At 63.0% G+C, this 17,345-nt stretch carries 15 protein-coding genes and 1 pseudogene; 5 read left to right on the forward strand and 11 right to left on the reverse strand.

Translation table 11 applies throughout. From position 1 onward, the window contains the following. Window position 1: 1 nt before the first annotated feature. Genes N2602_RS27750 through N2602_RS27760 form a run of 3 tightly spaced genes read left to right on the forward strand, consistent with a single transcriptional unit; the run spans window position 2 to window position 3,618 of the window. On the forward strand, window positions 2–1,537 hold the full coding sequence (locus N2602_RS27750; protein WP_260380071.1) for a class I adenylate-forming enzyme family protein: 1,536 nt from the start codon (window positions 2–4) through the stop codon (window positions 1,535–1,537). Then, window positions 1,534–2,622, forward strand: a complete 1,089-nt coding sequence (locus N2602_RS27755) for an NAD/NADP-dependent octopine/nopaline dehydrogenase family protein (protein WP_260380072.1) — start codon at window positions 1,534–1,536, stop codon at window positions 2,620–2,622. Before N2602_RS27750 ends, N2602_RS27755 begins: the two co-directional genes overlap by 4 nt. Before the next feature lie 3 nt (window positions 2,623–2,625). Further along, window positions 2,626–3,618, forward strand: coding sequence for a 3-hydroxybutyryl-CoA dehydrogenase (locus N2602_RS27760; RefSeq protein ID WP_260380073.1), 993 nt, complete (start codon window positions 2,626–2,628; stop codon window positions 3,616–3,618). Here the strand turns inward: N2602_RS27760 and N2602_RS27765 are convergent. The 6 genes from N2602_RS27765 to N2602_RS27790 all read right to left on the reverse strand — a co-directional run bounded on the left by N2602_RS27765 (window position 3,615) and on the right by N2602_RS27790 (window position 9,933). Next, the gene (locus tag N2602_RS27765; RefSeq protein WP_260380074.1) at window positions 3,615–4,661 is read right to left on the reverse strand and encodes a peptidase M29; all 1,047 of its coding nucleotides are present in this window, start codon (window positions 4,659–4,661) and stop codon (window positions 3,615–3,617) included. The two genes, N2602_RS27760 and N2602_RS27765, sit on opposite strands and share 4 nt — an antisense overlap. A 32-nt stretch (window positions 4,662–4,693) precedes the next feature. Beyond that, entirely contained in the window at window positions 4,694–5,461 is a 768-nt protein-coding gene (locus N2602_RS27770; RefSeq protein ID WP_260380075.1) for an ABC transporter permease, read from the reverse strand. Then, on the reverse strand, window positions 5,458–6,243 hold the full coding sequence (locus N2602_RS27775) for an ABC transporter permease (protein ID WP_260380076.1): 786 nt from the start codon (window positions 6,241–6,243) through the stop codon (window positions 5,458–5,460). The genes N2602_RS27770 and N2602_RS27775 overlap by 4 nt, the downstream gene beginning before the upstream one ends. Next, complete coding sequence (locus N2602_RS27780) at window positions 6,240–7,085, reverse strand: ABC transporter ATP-binding protein (protein WP_260380077.1); 846 nt, start codon at window positions 7,083–7,085, stop codon at window positions 6,240–6,242. Before N2602_RS27780 ends, N2602_RS27775 begins: the two co-directional genes overlap by 4 nt. Window positions 7,086–7,179: 94 nt before the next feature. Continuing rightward, the gene (gene ilvD / locus N2602_RS27785; protein ID WP_260380078.1) at window positions 7,180–8,874 is read right to left on the reverse strand and encodes a dihydroxy-acid dehydratase; all 1,695 of its coding nucleotides are present in this window, start codon (window positions 8,872–8,874) and stop codon (window positions 7,180–7,182) included. 75 nt (window positions 8,875–8,949) lie between these two features. After that, window positions 8,950–9,933: an ABC transporter substrate-binding protein gene (locus tag N2602_RS27790; RefSeq protein WP_260380079.1), complete on the reverse strand. Its 984-nt coding sequence runs from the start codon at window positions 9,931–9,933 to the stop codon at window positions 8,950–8,952. Window positions 9,934–10,096: 163 nt separating this feature from the next. On the opposite strand from N2602_RS27790, the gene N2602_RS27795 reads away from it, so the two are divergent. Next, window positions 10,097–11,014: an NAD(P)-dependent oxidoreductase gene (locus tag N2602_RS27795; protein WP_260380080.1), complete on the forward strand. Its 918-nt coding sequence runs from the start codon at window positions 10,097–10,099 to the stop codon at window positions 11,012–11,014. Between the two features lie 6 nt (window positions 11,015–11,020). Here N2602_RS27795 and N2602_RS27800 read toward each other — a convergent pair whose 3' ends face one another. The 5 genes and pseudogenes from N2602_RS27800 to N2602_RS38810 all read right to left on the reverse strand — a co-directional run. Further along, entirely contained in the window at window positions 11,021–11,581 is a 561-nt protein-coding gene (locus tag N2602_RS27800) for a flavin reductase family protein (protein WP_260380081.1), read from the reverse strand. Window positions 11,582–11,590: 9 nt separating this feature from the next. Further along, window positions 11,591–12,796: an acyl-CoA dehydrogenase family protein gene (locus N2602_RS27805; protein ID WP_260380082.1), complete on the reverse strand. Its 1,206-nt coding sequence runs from the start codon at window positions 12,794–12,796 to the stop codon at window positions 11,591–11,593. An 89-nt stretch (window positions 12,797–12,885) separates the two neighbouring features. Then, window positions 12,886–14,154, reverse strand: a complete 1,269-nt coding sequence (locus N2602_RS27810; RefSeq protein WP_212255413.1) for a CaiB/BaiF CoA-transferase family protein — start codon at window positions 14,152–14,154, stop codon at window positions 12,886–12,888. Between the two features lie 214 nt (window positions 14,155–14,368). Next, window positions 14,369–14,797, reverse strand: a complete 429-nt coding sequence (locus N2602_RS27815; protein ID WP_172785669.1) for a GNAT family N-acetyltransferase — start codon at window positions 14,795–14,797, stop codon at window positions 14,369–14,371. Between the two features lie 466 nt (window positions 14,798–15,263). Beyond that, window positions 15,264–15,824: pseudogene (locus N2602_RS38810) on the reverse strand (phage terminase large subunit); the annotation flags it as partial. A 582-nt stretch (window positions 15,825–16,406) separates the two neighbouring features. Here N2602_RS38810 and N2602_RS27825 point away from each other — a divergent pair. Then, window positions 16,407–17,267, forward strand: coding sequence for a hypothetical protein (locus N2602_RS27825; RefSeq protein ID WP_260380084.1), 861 nt, complete (start codon window positions 16,407–16,409; stop codon window positions 17,265–17,267). Window positions 17,268–17,345 lie beyond the last annotated feature (78 nt).

The raw sequence follows: 17,345 nt of genomic DNA on the forward strand, positions 1-17,345 counted from the left end.
CGTGGACCTCTGTAGCCTGATCGACCGCAACGCGGCGTTCGCGCCAGACAAGACGGCCATCGCCTTCGAAGGCAAGCGGCTGAGTTACGCGGCAGTCGCCGCACGGATCGAACGGACCGCGACGGCCTTGAAGCGGGAGCTCGGCATCGGCCGAGGCGATCGCGTCGCGATTCTAAGTCTGAACCGGCCGGAATATCTGGTTCTGCTGTACGCCTGTGCGCGGCTCGGCGCGATCCTGGTGCCGCTGAACTGGCGGCTGGCCGTCGCCGAGCAGCTGTTCATTCTCGGAGATGCCGGCGCCAAGGTCCTGGTGCTCGAGCAGGCGTTTTCCGGAGTGCTTGCCGAGCTGGGGCAGACCGCGGTGGGGACGTCCGTCGTCGGCCTCGATTTCACGCCGCCCCGCGGCACGACCTTCGAAGATTTGCTGGCCCGCGGTGACGGCACGAGCCGAAATCCGCACACCGACCTCTCCTGCCCGCTGCTCATCGTCTACACGTCAGGCACGACGGGACGGCCAAAGGGCGCGGTGCTGCGTCAGGAGGCGCTGTTCTGGAACGGCGTCATGAGCCAGCACATGCACAACATGACATCCGACGATCACGTGCTGACCGTGCTGCCGTTCTTCCACGTCGGGGGCCTCAACATCCAGACCACGCCCGCGCTCCAATTGGGCGCGACGGTCACGGTCCATGCGCGCTTCACGCCGGACGCCGCACTCGCGGCCATCGCAGGGGAACGGCCGACACTCACGGTGATGGTTCCTGCGATCCTCCAGGCGGTAAGCGAGCATCCTGCCTGGGCGACGGCTGATCTTTCCTCACTCAGGGCCGTTGCCACGGGCTCAACCATCGTGCCGCCGCACCTGATCGAGCGCTTCGTCGCGCGTGATGTCCCGGTGCTTCAGGTCTATGGCTCGACCGAAACCTGCCCGATCGCCGTCTACACGCGGCTTGGCGGCGATCTCTCACGCGCGGGATCGACCGGCCTCGCCGGCCTGTGTTGCGAGGCAAAGGTGATCGATCAGACCGGCAACGAACTGCCCGCGGGCACGCCGGGCGAGATCGCGGTGCGTGGTCCCAACGTATTCTTCGAATATTGGGGCAACGAGGCCGCGACGCGCGAGGCGCTGCACGACGGCTGGTATCGCACCGGCGATATCGGCCTATGCGACGCCGACGGCTACTTCTGGGTCCGCGACCGGAAGAAGAACATGATCATTTCGGGCGGAGAAAACATCTACCCGGCCGAGATCGAGCGCGTCCTGCTCGAACACCCCGATGTCAGCGAATGCGCCGTGATCGGCCGGCCGGACCCGCGCTGGGACGAGGTGCCGATCGCCTATGTCATTGCGAGACCCGGCTCCCGGCTCGAAGCGGACGAATTGAAGACACATCTTCAGGCGCAGCTCGCACGCTACAAGGTTCCGCGCGAGATCGTCTTCGTCACCGACCTGCCGCGCACGGCGCTGGGCAAGGTCCAGCATTTCCTTCTGAAGCAGCTTGATACGCAATCGCGCGCCCAAGGAGAAACGTCTTGAAGATCGCGGTTCTGGGTGGTGGAAACGGCTCTTTCGCGGCCGCGGGCGATTTTGCGCTGTCGGGCCATGAGGTGCGGCTCTGGCGCCGCGATGCCGATCAGGTCGCGGCGCATCGCGCCGCCGGCTCGCGTGTCCTGGTCAAGGATCACAACGGCCGACACGAGGTGAAACTCGCGCTGGTCACGACCGACATGGCGGCCGCCGTCGCCGGCACGGAGTTGATCCTGTGCCCGGCTCCTGCCTTCGCGCAAGCAGATATCGCTCGCCGGCTCGCGCCGCATCTGCGCGACGGCCAGATCATCTTTCTGCCACCGGCGACATTCGGCTCGATGATCTTCGCCCAAGCCGCGCGAGATGCCGGCAACCACGCCAAGGCCAGCTTTGCCGAAACGGGCACGCTTCCGTGGCTGACCCGCAAGCACGGACCGTTCGAGGTCGCAATCACCATCCGCGCCAAGCGGCTCCCGGTCGGCGTGTTCCCGTTTGACCGGGCGCCCCACGCGCTCGAAGTGATCGGACGCGCTTTCCCAGACGCGATCGAGGCGTGCGGAGACGCGCTATCGGGCGCACTGATGAACGCAGGCCCGATTATTCATCCGCCATTGATCGTAATGAACGCAGGGCCGATCGAACATTTCGAGCGCTGGGACATTCACAAGGAAGGCACGCAAGCCGCGATCCGCCGGGTTACCGACGCGCTCGACGCCGAACGCATCGCAGTGCGCGAGGCACTCGGCTACGGCGCGCCGCATTTTCCGCTCGCTCATCATTACGCGAAGGAAGGCGAGATCTGGATGTATGGCCGCGGCTCGCACGACCGACTGACCGATTCCGGTGATTGGCGCGAGCAGATCGTGCTGACCGAGCACCGCTACATGCGGGAGGATCTGCGGCTCGGGCTGTCTTTGCTGGTGTCTGTCGCCGGCCTCGCCGGCGTGGATACGCCGCTAGCCAAAGCATTTCTCTCGATCGGCGGAGCGGTCTGCGGCGAAGATTTTGCGCGCGGTGGCCGAACGCTCCAGACGCTCGGGCTCGGCGATCTCAGCAAGACTGAATTGCAGACCCTACTCCGCAATGGATTCTGATCGATGACGAATCGCGCCAATATCGCCTGTCTCGGCGCTGGCCGCATGGGCCGCGGCATCGCCGTTGCCTTCGCTTATGCAGGGCATAGCGTCACGATGATCGACATCAAGGCTCGGTCCACGGAGGACTTTGCTAAGCTCGAGGCGGACGCACTCGACGAAGTCACGAAGATCTTCGCCAGCCTGTCAAAGCTGGGGCTGCTGACCGAGGCAGATGTTGATCCGCTGATTGCGCGGGTCTCGGTGGTGCAGGCGAGCGAGAGTGGCGTAGTGTTGGCCGAAGCCGGCATGGTCTTCGAAGGCGTTCCTGAAATCGTCGAGCTCAAGCGCGAAGTGCTGGCGGCCGCCTCGAGGCAGGTCGGTCCGGATACGATCATCGCGTCGACCACCTCGACCATCCTCGTCGATGATCTCTCCGGCGCGATCGTGAGCCCGCGCCGATTTCTCAATGTGCATTGGCTCAACCCGGCCTATCTGATCCCGCTGGTCGAGATTTCGCCCGGCAAGGCGACCGACCCGGCCGTCATCGACGAGGTCAAGACGCTGCTCGAAGGCATCGGGAAGGTGCCGGTGGTCTGTGCCGCCACACCGGGCTTCATCGTCCCCCGCATCCAGGCGCTGGCGATGAACGAAGCTGCGCGCATGGTCGAAGAGGGCGTTGCCAGCGCCGAAGAGATCGACAAGGCGATCCGCTACGGCTTCGGCTTCCGCTACGCCGTGCTCGGCCTGCTCGAATTCATCGACTGGGGCGGCGGCGACATTCTCTACTACGCGAGCAGGTATCTGGAAGGCGCGCTCGGCAGCGAGCGCTACCGGGCGCCGGACGTCATTTCACGCAACATGCACGAAGGCCGGATTGGCCTGCGCACGGGCGCAGGCTTTCTCGATTATTCCGGGCTCGACGTCGACGCCTATCGCGCGAAACGGCTCCAGGCCATGGTCGACCTGCTCCGGCACTTCGGCCTGGCGCGCCCCCCGGTGCTCGACCGCAACTAGCCAAACACGTCCTGGAGCACGCCTTCGCGGACGACCGCAACGCCGTCGAGCTCGATGGTCGTTCCCATCATCGGCAGGTCGAAATGCCCCGCCGTGTAGCGCCCTGCAAATTCATTCGCGCCGGTCGAGAACAGGAAGTTGCCTGAGACGGCCCGGATTTCGGTGCCGTTGGTGTCGCGCTGGTCGTACATGGATAGCGCCTCATAGCGCGCACCGGGATTCATGCCGAAGCCGACATGCGAGACGGCATAGGCCTCGCGATCGCCCCAGGCGGCGAGATAAGCACGCATCATCGCGGCATCCGTGCCTTCGCCCTCCAGCTCGACGACATAATCGTCCTTTAGAGTCATCTTCACCGGAGACGTCAGGTATCGCTTGAAGGTCAGGTTGATGTCGCCCGGCGCCATCACCAGCGTGCCGTTGATGGTCCCGCTCTTGGGAAAGCTGACGACGATGCCACCCGGCCAATGCGCCAGCGTGCCGGGCTTGTCGGTCCAGCCCCACACACCGACCGTGGAAGCGCCGACCATGTCGACGTCGAGAGCGGTGCCTGCCTTCGAGGTGACACGCATGCGCTTGGTTCCGCGCAGCATCTTGGCCGCGGCACGAACACGCTTTTCGAGCTCGGAATCCGGCACCATGCGCTCCAGCGCTTCGGGATGCTCGTTGGAAATCACCAGGATCCGCGCGCCGGCTTTGAGGATCTCCGGCGTCTCGACCGCGTGCATCAAGCCTTCGATCGTGCAATCCACTACGAAGCCGGCCTGCTGAAGCGCGGTGATGACCGGGCCAAGCCGCTGGATCGCCTCACTCGCCCCGGTCGAGCGTACCGGGACGATATTCCGGTTACGCGGAGTTGGCATCACCACATGAAACGGACGCGCCCCCATGCGCAGCAGGGCCAGTTCCGCAAGATGCACGTTCAACGCACGCGACTGGGTTTCCGAGAGGATCGCGGCGGTATCGCCGGCTTTCACGGCGCAACGCTCGAAGATCTCGCAAAACGCGTCGATCCATTTTGCTTCGATGCGGTCAGCCAGCATGGTCCACTCCCGGTCTTCTGCATTCTTGTTTGTTACGCTTCGGGGAAGCCCCGGAGCAAGTACGAGCGCACGACCCCCAGCAGCCCGTTCAGGATCAAGCCCAGCAGCGAGATCGTGATCAGCGGCACGAACATGTCGACCGCCTGGAAGGTGCGGGCCGCAGTCACCAGCGCGTGCCCCAATCCGTCCGTCGACGTGATCATCTCGGCCAGAAACACCACGATGCAGGAAATGACAAGGCCGATCCGGCACCCGGTCAGGATGGACGGCATCGCCGCCGGCAGCACCACCTTGAAGAGAATTTCAAGGCGCGGCGTTCCCGCCGCCATGGCCGACCAGATCAGCTTCTGCTCGACGGTCGATGCACCGTAATAGGTCGAGAGCAGGATCGGGAAAAGAGCATCGGCAGCCACCAACGTAATCTTCGATCCGTGGCCAAATCCGAGCAGCAGCAGCAGTGCCGGATAGAGCGCGACCTTGGGCAAAGGCGCCAGAACGCGCACGATCGGCCGAATCACGGCGTTGATCGCCGGATTGGCGGCGGCGGCGATGCCGATGGCGACACCGAGCACGACAGCAATCGCGAAGCCGGCAAACAGCCTGATCAGAGTCGCCGCGATCTCGTGCTGGAACGTCGAAGTTACGAGTTGCTGAAGCAGCCGGCCGAAGACGAAGCCTGGCGGCGGCAGCAGAACTGCCGGCGCGAAGCCGAAGGACACCAAGCCTTGCCACAGCGCGATCACCAGTACGATCGGGGCGATCCCAAGAGCCATATTTGGGGAGAGAAACCGCGACATCATGAGAAGCTCAGCGGCATGTCGAACTGCGGCTCGGACCAGCGCACGAGCCTGGCACGAACCCTCTCGAAAATCGCATCGAGGCAGATTCCCATCGCCCCCACGATGATGATCATCGCAAAGACGGTGTCGTATTGGCCCATGTCGAGCGCGTTGAACAGGATGTTCCCGGCACCGGACTGACGGGCAATCATCTCGCTGGTGATCATCGTGATCAGCGCCAGCACCAATCCCGTACGACACCCCGTGAGGATTTCCGGCAGTGCCGCCGGCAGCACGATGCGCACCAGACGTTGCACCGGCGAGAGCCCCATCGCTGCGCCCGACCACATCATCTTCTCCTCGACGGCCTTGGCGCCTTCGAAACTGTGATAGATGACGGGCAGGCTGACGCCAAGGAAGATCACCAGCGTCTTCGTGATGTCGCCAACGCCCAGCCACAGCATGATGATCGGCATCAAGGCCGCCTTGGGCACCGGATAAATCACCATCAGCAGCGGATTGAAGAAGGCCGCGACCGCAGCGCTGCGTCCCATCAAGAGGCCAAGCGGAATCGAGACAAGCACGGCCAAGCCGAACCCGATCGCCATGCGACGCAGCGAGGCAAGGATGTTGATCAGGGATTCCTTGTCGCCAAGGATGCTCGGGATCGCCCGCATCGCCTCGATCGCCGTGGGAAAGCTGTCATTCTTGAGCGCGAGAGACGCGACCTGCCACGCCACCAGCAATCCGATGCAGGCGAGCACCGGAGCAGCGCGCTTGACCATGGCAGCCGGCGACATCATGCGGGCGCGCCAGCATCGTCGCTCTCATCGAACATGCGCTCGATGTCGACGACGTATTTTTGGTAGCGCGGATCAAGCAACAGCTCGTTACGGCGGCGCGGCCGCGGCAGATCGATGTCGATGACCTGCCGGATTCGCCCGGGCGATTTCGACATCATGACGACCTTGTCCGAGAGGAAGACGGCTTCGTCGACCGAATGGGTGACGAACAGCACCGTCTTGCGGTCACGCTCCCAGATGTTCAGAAGATCGTTCTGCAGGCGCGTCCTGGTGTGAGCGTCCAGTGCCCCGAACGGCTCGTCCATCAGCAGCACTTCGGGATGGTAGGCAAGCGTCCGCGCCAGCGCCACGCGCTGCTTCATGCCGCCCGACAACTCCTTGGGATAGAAGTTCTCGTAGCCCTTGAGGCCGACCATCTCGATCAAGGCCCGGCTCTGCGCTTCGGCCTCGGTGGCGCGAACCCCTTGCTGACGCGGCCCATACATCACGTTGCCGAGCACGGTCTTCCAGGGAAACAGCGCAAACTCCTGGAACACCGGTCCGCGATCCGGACCCGGCCCCGTGATCGCCTGCCCCTTCATCTTCGCCGCGCCGCTGGTCGGACTGACGAAGCCGCCGACGATGTAGAGCAGTGTCGACTTGCCGCAACCGGACGGGCCAAGGATGGAGACGAAAGCTCCCTCCTCAATCGTTAGCGAGATGTCCGAAAGCGCAACATGATCCTTGCGCGCGGAGGTCTGAAAGACCTGCGAGACGCGATCGATCTCGATGATTGCGGAAGCCGGGTCTTGTTGCGTCACCGGTCTCACCCATTCGCTCGATCTCGCAGATACTACCGTCATCCCGCCTTCCGTCCCACGCGCACGACAATTCAGCGGCACGAGCTTAGCAAGAAGCCTGCCAGACAGGCTGTCATTTTCGCACCCGTGCGGTGCGTCATTCGAACCACGGCCATTCTGCCGGGCCTTCATGCGTCACGGCTCCGCCCGGCGCCTGCCCGACCAGCCGCGCATATTTTGCCAGCGCACCTGCACGGTGGCGTGGCGGGCGCGGCTTCCAATCGGCTCGCCGCGCGGCGAGTTCCTGTTCCTCGAGCAGGACATCCATCCGCCGATTTGCCGCATCGATCCTGATTCTGTCACCGTCGCGAATGAGCGCCAGCGGACCGCCAACAAATGCCTCGGGAGACACGTAGCCGATGCACATCCCGCGGGTCGCGCCTGAGAACCGGCCATCGGTGATCAACGCCACTTCTTCACCCATGCCCTGCCCATAGATCAGTGCGGTGACGCCGAGCATCTCACGCATGCCGGGGCCGCCGACCGGCCCCTCATTGCGGATCACGAGAACCTCGCCCGCCTTGTAGCTGCGGTCGCGAACAGCTGCGACGCAGGCTTCTTCATCCTCGAACACACGCGCCACGCCTTCGAAGAACTGGCTCTTCAAGCCCGCGACCTTGATCACCGCCCCATCGGGACAGAGGTTACCCTTCAGCACCGCGACGCCGCCGTCAGGCATGATCGGTGCGCGAGATGCGTACACCACCTCTCCGTCGGGCGCGTTGGCCGCACCGTACTCTTCGGCAAGTGTGCGGCCGGTGATGGACAAGCAGCCGCCATCGATATGACCGCTCTGGATCAGCTCGCGAATGATGACCGCAGCGCCGCCGATATCGTAGACATCCTTCGCCGTATACTTACCTCCGGGGCGCAGATTGCCGATCAACGGCGTCCTGGCAAAGACCTCACCCACATGATCGATGCTGAATGCAATTCCGGCCTCGTTCGCGATCGCCGGCAGGTGCAGCGCGGCATTGGTCGAGCCGCCCGTGGCTGCCACGATCGCCGCTCCGTTCGCCAGGGATTTGCGCGTCACGATGTCGCGCGGCAGCGGCCCGCCGCGGTCCAGCATCTCCATGATCAGTCGGCCAGCACGTCGCGAAATCTGCGCGCGCTCGGCATAGACGCCGGGCACCATCGAGACGTTGGGAATAGTCAGCCCCATCGCCTCCGATACCATGCCCATGGTGTTCGCGGTGAATTGGCCGGCGCACGCACCGATCGTGGGCAGACACGCGCGCTCGATCCGCTCGAGGGTGGCGCCGTCGATTTCGCCGGTCATGAAGCTGCCGACCGCCTCATAGGAATCGAGCACCGTCAGCGTACGTCCATCTACGCGGCCCGGCAGCGAGCTGCCGCCATAGATGAAAATTGAGGGCACGTTGCAGCGGACCATGCCCATCATCACGCCAGGAAGCGTCTTGTCGCATCCGCCGTATCCGATCAGCGCATCGTAGGCCAGCCCATGGACCACGGCTTCGATCGAATCGGCGATCAGCTCCCGCGAGAACAGGGAGAACTTCATCCCCTCATGATTCATGCTGATGCCGTCGGACACCGAAACGGTCGAGAACTCACGCGGTGTACCGCCGGCCTCCTCGATTCCAGTCTTGGCTGCAGCTACCTGGAAGTCGTGAGTCATGTTGCAGGGCGTCTGCTCGCCCTTCATGCTGACGATGCCCACCATCGGCTTCGCAATCGCGGCGTCGTCGAGCCCCATGGCGCGCATGAATGCACGATGCGGCGCGCGGTCGAGCCCGTCCGTAGTGACCCGTGATCGCAACTTCTTCATATATGCATCTTCTTCATGCAGCGTCCCGGATGATCCGGAACGCCACGATGTTAGGTTCGGTAACGCGCCCGGCTTCTATTGCAGCGGCGCGACGATCGACGGATGCTTGAACTGTGCAACGTCCAGCTTCGGCAGCATTCCGGTCTCTGCATAGATATCCAGCATCTTCTGGATCGCCGGGAAGTTCGGCGCCGCGCCCGGATCACGGCCGAAATCATTGTCCTTGAGCAGGTAGGTCTCGAGCACCGGGATGGGGGCTTTCAGCACTTCATTGACGACCTTGAGAGTCTCCTCGCGGTTCGCCAGTGCCTTCTTCATGCCCGAGGTAATATCTCGAACATAGGCCTTGACCAGCTCGGGGTTCATGTCGACGAAATCGGCACGGCAGGCTTCCAGGATGTGCACGATGTTCGGCATGGCCTGGGAGAGCGAGAACAGCTTCCTTGTGCCGCCCTTTGCCTCCGCGCGCGCAGCAAACGGCTGGTTCATGTTGACCGCGTCGACGCGGCCTTGGCGCAGCGCGTCCTCGGAGACGGCAAAGCCGACCTCGACCAGCTTGATGTCCTTGGCCGGATCGACGCCATTCTGCTTCAAGAGCAGATTGAACGGTCCTTGCGTGCCGCCACCGATCACGGAAATGCCGACCGTCTTGCCCTTGAGATCCGCGATCGTCTTGATCGGCGAGTCATCCATGACGGCCCAATAGACCGAGAAACCGCCGGGCATCTCGAAAACGTGTTGCGCCACGATGTAAGCCTTGAGATTGCCGCCGACGACACCGTTGGAGAGCGAGAGCGGCGCCTGGGTCGCGCAGTCCAGTGCACCGGCTGCCAAAGCCTGCGTCATCGGCGCGGTGCCCTGGAATTGGGTCCATTCGATGTTGTAGGTCTTGCCGAGATTGGGAAATTCGGCCGGCCTGCGCATCATCCAGTACTTGGACTCCTCCGCAGGGATGGTCCAGCCGACGCGGATCGTCTGCTGCCCCCATGATGGGCTTGCGCCCACGCTCACGGCTGCTGCCGCCCCCAAAGCCAGGATCCACTTCGAAACGGTTCGCATCGTGCCACTCCGCTGCTCCGGCGCCCGCTGGCGCCCCCAACCCGACCGCCTCAAATGTTTCATGGTTCAAACAATCAGGCAAGCCATGCGAGCTGGGCGGTTTTGCCGGCCGATGTGCAATGTATGGTAAGGCGGCGTCCCATTGCGACAGAAGGAGCAACCTATGGCTGATGAGAGCAAGGCAAACCCGCAAGGCACCGAGAAGCTCGGCTATCTCGGCCTGGGACTCATGGGAACGCCCATGACCCGACGCCTGCTCAAGGCCGGCTATCCGGTCGCTGTCTGGAACCGCTCGGAGGGCAAGGTGGCGCCGCTCGTCGAGTCCGGCGCCAAGCGTATGGTCACGCCCCGAGATCTCCTGGCGAGCTCGGATATCGTTTTCATGTGCGTGACGGATGCGGCGGCGGTCGAGGAGGTGATCTTCGGGCCCGAAGGTCTGGCAGCAGCCCCTGGCGCGGGCAAGCTTGTGGTCGACTTCTCGTCAATCCATCCGGACGCGGCGCGCGACCTCGCAACGCGCTTGAAGGACGCGAACGGTGCGGGCTGGATCGATGCGCCGGTGTCCGGGGGCACGAAGGGCGCCGAGGAAGGCACGCTCGCCATCATGGCGGGCGGAGAAGCGGGCGACATCGAGAGGGTGCGCCCCTATATGATGGCCATGGCGCGCAGGTTCACGCACATGGGCCCGCTCGGCGCCGGCCAGACCACAAAGCTGTGCAACCAGGTGATCGTCGGATGCGCAATGGCCGTGCTCGCGGAAGCAACACGCCTTGCCGTGAACGCCGGAATTGACGCCAACCGATTGCCCGAGGCGCTCGCCGGCGGCTTTGCGGATTCCATCCCGCTCCAGCTGTTCGTGCCGCGGATGGTCAGGGGCATTCACACCCCGCCGCTCGGCCACATCGCCACGATGCTCAAGGACCTTGATACGGTGGCCGATGTTGCACAGGCGACATCGACGCCGGTACCGATGGCCGCGCTTGCCGGACAGCTTTTCAGGCTGGCGAAGGCCGCGCGAGGTGCCGACGCGGACGCGCTGGAGATCTACAAGCTTTCGGCGGCAGAGCGCAAAGCTGTCTAGGGGGCGTTACGGCACGTTCTTCTTATCGTCGGCCATGAAGCGGCCGAATGCCCCTCGCGCAAAGAGCAGCGGCTCCTTCGCATTGTAGGTGTATGCCTCGACCGCGCCGAGAAAGATCACGTGGTCACCGCCGTAATAGCGATTCACGGAGCGGCATTGAAAGTTGGCGACGCTCTCGGCGAGCACTGGCGCGTTGCCGAGGCCGGGGGTCCAGTCGACGCCGGTGAACTTGTCGTCCGACGATTTTGCGAATTTGTTCGCAAGCGCCTGTTGCGAAGCGCCGAGAACGTTGACGCTGAAATGGCTGGCGTTCTGGAAGATGGTCAGGCTGGAGGAATAGACGACGAGGCTCCACAGAACCAGCGGCGGATTCAGCGAGACCGAGGCGAAGGAATTGCAGGTCAGCCCGTACGGCTTGCCGTCAGGCGCTGCCGCCGTGATGATCGTCACGCCTGTTGCGTAGGTTCCGAGCGCGTTGCGAAAGTCGCGGGGATCGATCTGCGAACTGTCGCTCGCGAACTCGTTGGCGGGATCCGGAGCGCGGGGTTGCTTCGGCAGATCATTCATCGGCCGGCCTCACAGCGTGAGATTCTCGGAGGGCAGGCCGAGCGCCACCCGTCCGTAGTTGGTCCCGGCCGCATCGAAGTTGAATGCGAGATGTGAGTTGATCGCGTGCGCATCGCGGAACTGCCGCTGTAACACGCCGCTCGTGAACAGACCACGCGCGCCGCTGGCGGCAAACAGCATCGAGACCGCGTCCGTACACAAGTTGACGGAAAACGATCCGTCGCGGCGATATCTGGTCTTGGTCGCCATGTCAGGGATCCGGTCGCCTCGTGCGTCCTCCATGGCATCGAGACAGGCCGATCGCATGATCAGGCGCGCAGCGTCGATCTTGGCCGAGGCCTCCGCGATCTTGATCTGCGTGCTTTGAAAATCGCTCAGCTTGGCGCGGTTGTAGGTCGAAACGCGATGACGCGCGACCTCCGTGTAATCGTCGAGGCACGCCTGTGCATTCCCCAGCGCGACACCGGAGAGGACGTAAGGAAACAGTGAGAAGACCGGCAGCGCATACAAGGGATTCGGATTGACCGCGCTTCCCGGCGTCGGGCCACCTGAGAGGTCCCCTACGGCGACCGTCATATGGTCAGCCACGAAGGTATCCCTGACCTCGACGTCGCAAGATCCTGTCCCGCGCAGTCCGGCGACGTTCCAGGTGTCCAGCACCTTGTAATCGCCGCTCGGTAGCAGAAAGATTCGATACTCGATGCCGTCGGCATCGTCGTCGGAATAGACCACGCTCGCAAGCATATTCCAGTCGCAGGAGGCAACGCCCGAGGAGAATGGCCAGCTACCGTGCAACTGGTATCCGCCTTTGACCCGCGTCGCGCGTCCGGCGGGAAAGATGAACGAGGATGCGATCAAAGTATCCGGATTGCGGCCCCAGACCAGATCCTGCGCCCTTTGCTCGAACATGCCGAGCATCCAGTGATGGCTTGCCAGGTTGGCGAGATTCCAGGCGACCGACGCATCCGCCTGCCCGAGCAGCTCGGCGCAATCGACCAGAGCGACATAGTCGAGCTCAGCACCGCCAATCCGGGCCGGCTGGAGCATCCGGAACAGGCCAGCGTCGTGGAGATCCTTTTCGGTTTCCGGAGGAAGATGCCGCAGCTCCTCGGTCCGCGCCGCTCGCTCACGCAATTGCGGCAGGAGCGCCCGAGCCTTCGCGATCATTGACGCATAGACCTCTCCGCCGGCTTGCAGGCCTGCGGGCTGCGTCATGCTCGGCTCCTGGCCAGGCGCCATTCGTGTCCCTCGCTTTCACACATTTATGCGGCGGTACCTTTGCCAAATCAAGCCGAGCCAGTGCCTCAAGTCGACTTCGGAGGCTTGACCGCGCCAAAGGCGCCCTTTTCGGCAAAATCCGCGATCCGACGCTCGTCGTAGCCGAGCGTATCCTGCAGGACCTGCATCGTATGTTGACCCAACAGAGGTGCCGCGACGGGATCGACCGCGCCCGTCAAACTCATTGTGATCGGCGGCTCGATGTTGGGCACCCATTCCGCTGTCGGGTGCGGGATCCGGTTCACGCGATGACGCTCGCGAGCCTCGGGGGCGTTGAAGCCCTCCTCGACCGTCCGGAGATAGCCGACCGGGATATTGGCCAGCTTCATCTTCGCCATCCAGTTTTCGAGCGTATCGCTGGCGAAGACTTCGGCAATGGCTGCCCGCAGGCGTTCCTTGTTCTCCGAACGGGCTTTGCGCGTCGCAAACTGCGGATCGGTGATGAGATCGGGCCGATTCAGCACCTCGACCACGAGCCGACGGTAGAGCCGATCGTTGGCGCAGGCCATGTAGAGTGGTCCGTCAGAAGCTTCGTAGACGCCGACGGTGGGAGACCCGCTCGGTGAATTGCCAAACCGGCCGGGATTTTCGCCGTTGATGAGGTAGGCCATGCCATAAAATCCGGTCATCCCCATCGCGACATCGAACAGGGCGACTTCGACACGTTGGCCACGACCGAGCCGCTCCCGCGCCAGCAGCGCCAGCAGGATAGCATTGCAGGCAGACATCCCCGTCGCCATGTCGACGATGGGCGGGCCGGTGCGAACCGCCGGGCCATCGGCAAATCCGTTGAGCGACATGAAGCCGCTTTCCGCCTGCGTGATCGGATCGAAGCCCGGCCGCGAGGCAAAGGGCCCGCTGCGTCCGTAGGCGGAGATCGAGCAATAGACCAGCCGCGGGTTGAGCGGCGCGACCGACTCATAGTCGAGCCCGAATTTCTTCATGACCCCGCTCGAAAAATTCTCCACGACCACATCTGCCTTGCGGATCAGATCCAGCGCGATCTCGCGCGCCTCCGGCACGGCAAGATCGAGTGCGATGCCGCGCTTGTTGCGGTTCAGGCTGAGAAAGGCGGCGCTCTCGCCTCCAATCTCCGCGTGCTCATAGGCACGCGTGTCGTCGCCGCCATCGGGATTCTCGATCTTGATGACGTGCGCACCGTAATCGGCGAGCGTCTGGGTGCAGGCCGGACCGGCCACCACGCGTGTGAAATCGACGACCAATAGACCATCGAGCGCGGTCGGGCCTCCCGTCCCTTGCGAGGCACGTACCGGCAATTGAGGCTTGGTGGGCATCGATCGCGCTCTCCCTTACATCGGCTTATGACCGCCGAATTTCCTGCAAGAGCAAACTTAAAGCCCGGCGCCACCGACTTCGCAAGTGCCACGCCGGCATCGCTTCAATACGCAAAAAGGACCCGGCAGCCCCAGGCTGCCGGGTCCTCGGACATTCCCGACACGCGCTCGCCGTTCGACCGATAAACGGCGCCTTCCGTGCGGTGGCAAATGCTCAGTGCAGAAACTTCCGCCAATAGAGCGAATGCGTCCAGGCCCAAGGGGTCTCGGGCTCGAACAGCCGATAGCCCGCCTGGATGAAGTTGTTCGCCGATACCGGGTTGTCCGTCGTGTCAGAGACGATGCTGTCCCATCCGATACGCCGCCCCCTGGCTTCGACTACAGCCATCAATCTGCGCTGAAGGCCGCGTCCCCGATACCGTTGCAACACCCCAACTCTGGAGAAATAGCCGCCGTTTCGAACGTGCGTCGAGGGAACAACCCCGGCGAAGGCAACGGCGTCCTCGTGGTGATAAGCCAGCCACCAGGCGCCAACGTCGAACGTGGGCATCGCCGCAGCATCGAAGAACGTGAGCCGATGGAGATCGGCCAGGGTCTCGGCAACGTCGTCATCGAACGCATCGACGATACGGATTCTGTACATGAGCGACTCGTTGGGCAGCAGATCATGATCGGGCGCGGAGCGACGTCACCGCCGCCATGAAGGCTCATTTGCCCAGCACGACCTTGACACCAAGCCAGACGGCCCCCATGAGACCGGTGGCAATGACTGTGATCACCGCTTTAAAGGTGTAGGTCTGGGCCTGCTCCACGCTCTTTCGCCATCGCCGCAGGTGCTGAAAATCGGCTCGCAGCTCGCTGCCGACCCATTGCACGATCCAGATCGTGAAGGCATCCGCCGCGGCGCCGGCGCCGCCGATGTCGATGAAGGCACGGAGCGGCAGCAGCGGATCCGCGGCAACCTTCCCGATCCGACCCTGCCCGCGCGCTTCCGAGAGCAGCGAGGCAAAATAGGCGCCCGCGAAGGCGCCGGCATACGCGCCCTCCCAGATGTGATCGTAGCGCTCCGGATAAAGCTTCTGGTCGAGCAATCGCTCCTCCTCGAGCACATCAGGGAACCAGGGATTGTCGCGCCAATTGGCTTTCACCACCACGGCACCATCCGGCTGTCGCCCCCGCAGAAAATCGTCGATCGCATCGCTCTTGCGACGCGGATTCCAGCTCGCCCAGAGCTCGGAGTCCTTGGCGCGGATCGTCGGCCGCAGCAGCGCGAGGCTGCGCGCGCTCAGGGATTGCGCCTCGTCGATCCAGGCGATGCGAAACCCTTCCAGGGATTTGATCGAGTCGGCGGTGTGATCCTGAAGCCCGCGGAAGATGATCAGCCCGTCCCCGGGCGTCTCGATCTTGTCGCTGAACAACTTGAAGCCATGGCCGAGCCCGAGGCTTGCGATCTTACCTTCGATCAAGCGCTTCGACGATTGCGCCAGCGTGCGCTGCGCCTCGCGGATGCAGACCGCGAGCGTGCCGCGCTCGGCCTGGCAGGTCTCGACCAGGAGCTCGCCGAAGAAGTGCGATTTGCCCGAGCCGCGTCCACCATAGACACCCTTGTAGCGCGCAGGCTTCAGCAGCGGCTCGAAGATCTTGGCGGTCGGAATTTTCAGGATGGACACTCGATGCGCTCGCTCGCCCTAGGGCAGGCCGGTGCGCCTGCGCCACATCGCGGACCAGTCTTCGTTGTCGAAGGTGTCGGATTGGCCTTGTTGGGTTCTGGTCAAGTCGGGAGAGGCGTCGTGCTCCGAGAAAGGCGGCCAAAGTCCAAGGAGCCTCCTGAAATGGTCTTCGATAGCGGATGGACGGGGAGAATTGACGCCGCTGTAGGGCCCTGATGGGGTGAAGTGCCACGGTCCCGTATCGCATTATATGGACTTGTTGTGTGGGGCTCGAAACCCGCAATTGGGGGTAACATTCGCCGCAAGGCATCATGCCAAGACATTCCACTCTCCAATGTTTCGAAGCATAGTCTTAAGACCGGAGCGCGATAACCCGCACGATCGAGCCCTCTTGCTCAACTTGTGGCTGTTCCACTATTCTGAACGCAAAGCTGCAACATGTCGGCGAACGGCTCGACATCCCAAGCGCGGGAGCAATTCGTGGGTCCTGATGAGATGAGACGTGGCGCGTCGTTCGTGGCGATCATCGTTCTTCTGACGTCGGCAACCGATCTGTCGGCTGTTGCTCAAGAAGCATCTCCGATGACCGCCGACAAATGGCGCCCGAAGTCCGGCGTCTATGCGGAGCTCGGCAAGAATTTCCAGTCGTCTTGCGATGAAAGCGGCAATCTTACCATCGATCTTGGCGAGAAATCGGTCAGCGGTTACGAATGGGGCTGCAAAGTCAAAAAAGTCATCGATCTCGCGCCAGGCTCGCTGAAGGTTGGAATGGTCTGTGACGACTACAATCTGGCGCAGAACCTCAACCCTCGCGATCCCAATTGGGAGAACAGGCAATTCAACGAAGTCATGTTCGTCAAGCGGATCGATGATGCGACAATCTCCGTTCAGAAGCGCTTGAATGGAAAGCTCAAGGATCCACCCTGGCGTGCGGCCTACTGCCCTCTGGCGACACAGCGCGCGCTCGCCGAGGCCACACTGAGAGCCAAGGTGGAAGCAAAACAGAAGGCCGACCAGGAGCGAGCCCTCAAGGAAGCCCATCCGCGGGACGGCGTCTACGCAGCGGCAGGCGCCGATTTCGAGGAGCGCTGCGCGAAGTTCAACGACACCATCGTTGCGTTCGCCGGCAAATCGATTACGACGGCCTCCAACATCTGCAAGATCGAAAACACACGAATTCAGCTGCCCGACACCGTTAGAATCGGAGCGACGTGCACGATGCAGCCTGCTTCGGGCTGGGAGGCTTTCAGCGTGCAAGACAAGGCCACCACCCCGGATCGCGAGAATCTGATGTTCAAGAAGACCGACGACAAGAGCGTCATCCTCTGGATCATCTACAACGGGCACTTCACCGGCGACGGCCGAAAGCTGTCCTATTGCAGCGACCAAGTGCAGCGCGCCTATGCCGTGCAGCGCCGGGCTGGCAAGCAGACCAGGAATTAGTCGAAGGCATCAAACGCAAAGCCCGCGCCGGATTGCATCCGCGCGGGCAACACCAACTGATGCCATTCTGCCAGTGTT

Source organism: Bradyrhizobium sp. NC92 (genome assembly GCF_025200865.1).
In the GTDB taxonomy this organism is placed as follows: domain Bacteria; phylum Pseudomonadota; class Alphaproteobacteria; order Rhizobiales; family Xanthobacteraceae; genus Bradyrhizobium.

What these genes read in the sequence shown, in the direction of transcription:
- N2602_RS27770 (WP_260380075.1), bottom strand. Translation starts at nt 5,461, where the DNA reads ATGATGTCGCGGTTTCTCTCCCCAAATATGGCTCTTGGGATCGCCCCG.
- N2602_RS27805 (WP_260380082.1), bottom strand. Translation starts at nt 12,796, where the DNA reads ATGACGCAGCCCGCAGGCCTGCAAGCCGGCGGAGAGGTCTATGCGTCA.
- N2602_RS27800 (WP_260380081.1), bottom strand. Translation starts at nt 11,581, where the DNA reads ATGAATGATCTGCCGAAGCAACCCCGCGCTCCGGATCCCGCCAACGAG.
- N2602_RS27815 (WP_172785669.1), bottom strand. Translation starts at nt 14,797, where the DNA reads ATGTACAGAATCCGTATCGTCGATGCGTTCGATGACGACGTTGCCGAG.
- N2602_RS27765 (WP_260380074.1), bottom strand. Translation starts at nt 4,661, where the DNA reads ATGCTGGCTGACCGCATCGAAGCAAAATGGATCGACGCGTTTTGCGAG.
- N2602_RS27825 (WP_260380084.1), top strand. Translation starts at nt 16,407, where the DNA reads ATGACCGCCGACAAATGGCGCCCGAAGTCCGGCGTCTATGCGGAGCTC.
- N2602_RS27810 (WP_212255413.1), bottom strand. Translation starts at nt 14,154, where the DNA reads ATGCCCACCAAGCCTCAATTGCCGGTACGTGCCTCGCAAGGGACGGGA.
- N2602_RS27775 (WP_260380076.1), bottom strand. Translation starts at nt 6,243, where the DNA reads ATGATGTCGCCGGCTGCCATGGTCAAGCGCGCTGCTCCGGTGCTCGCC.
- N2602_RS27795 (WP_260380080.1), top strand. Translation starts at nt 10,097, where the DNA reads ATGGCTGATGAGAGCAAGGCAAACCCGCAAGGCACCGAGAAGCTCGGC.
- ilvD (WP_260380078.1), bottom strand. Translation starts at nt 8,874, where the DNA reads ATGAAGAAGTTGCGATCACGGGTCACTACGGACGGGCTCGACCGCGCG.
- N2602_RS27760 (WP_260380073.1), top strand. Translation starts at nt 2,626, where the DNA reads ATGACGAATCGCGCCAATATCGCCTGTCTCGGCGCTGGCCGCATGGGC.
- N2602_RS27780 (WP_260380077.1), bottom strand. Translation starts at nt 7,085, where the DNA reads ATGACGGTAGTATCTGCGAGATCGAGCGAATGGGTGAGACCGGTGACG.
- N2602_RS27790 (WP_260380079.1), bottom strand. Translation starts at nt 9,933, where the DNA reads ATGCGAACCGTTTCGAAGTGGATCCTGGCTTTGGGGGCGGCAGCAGCC.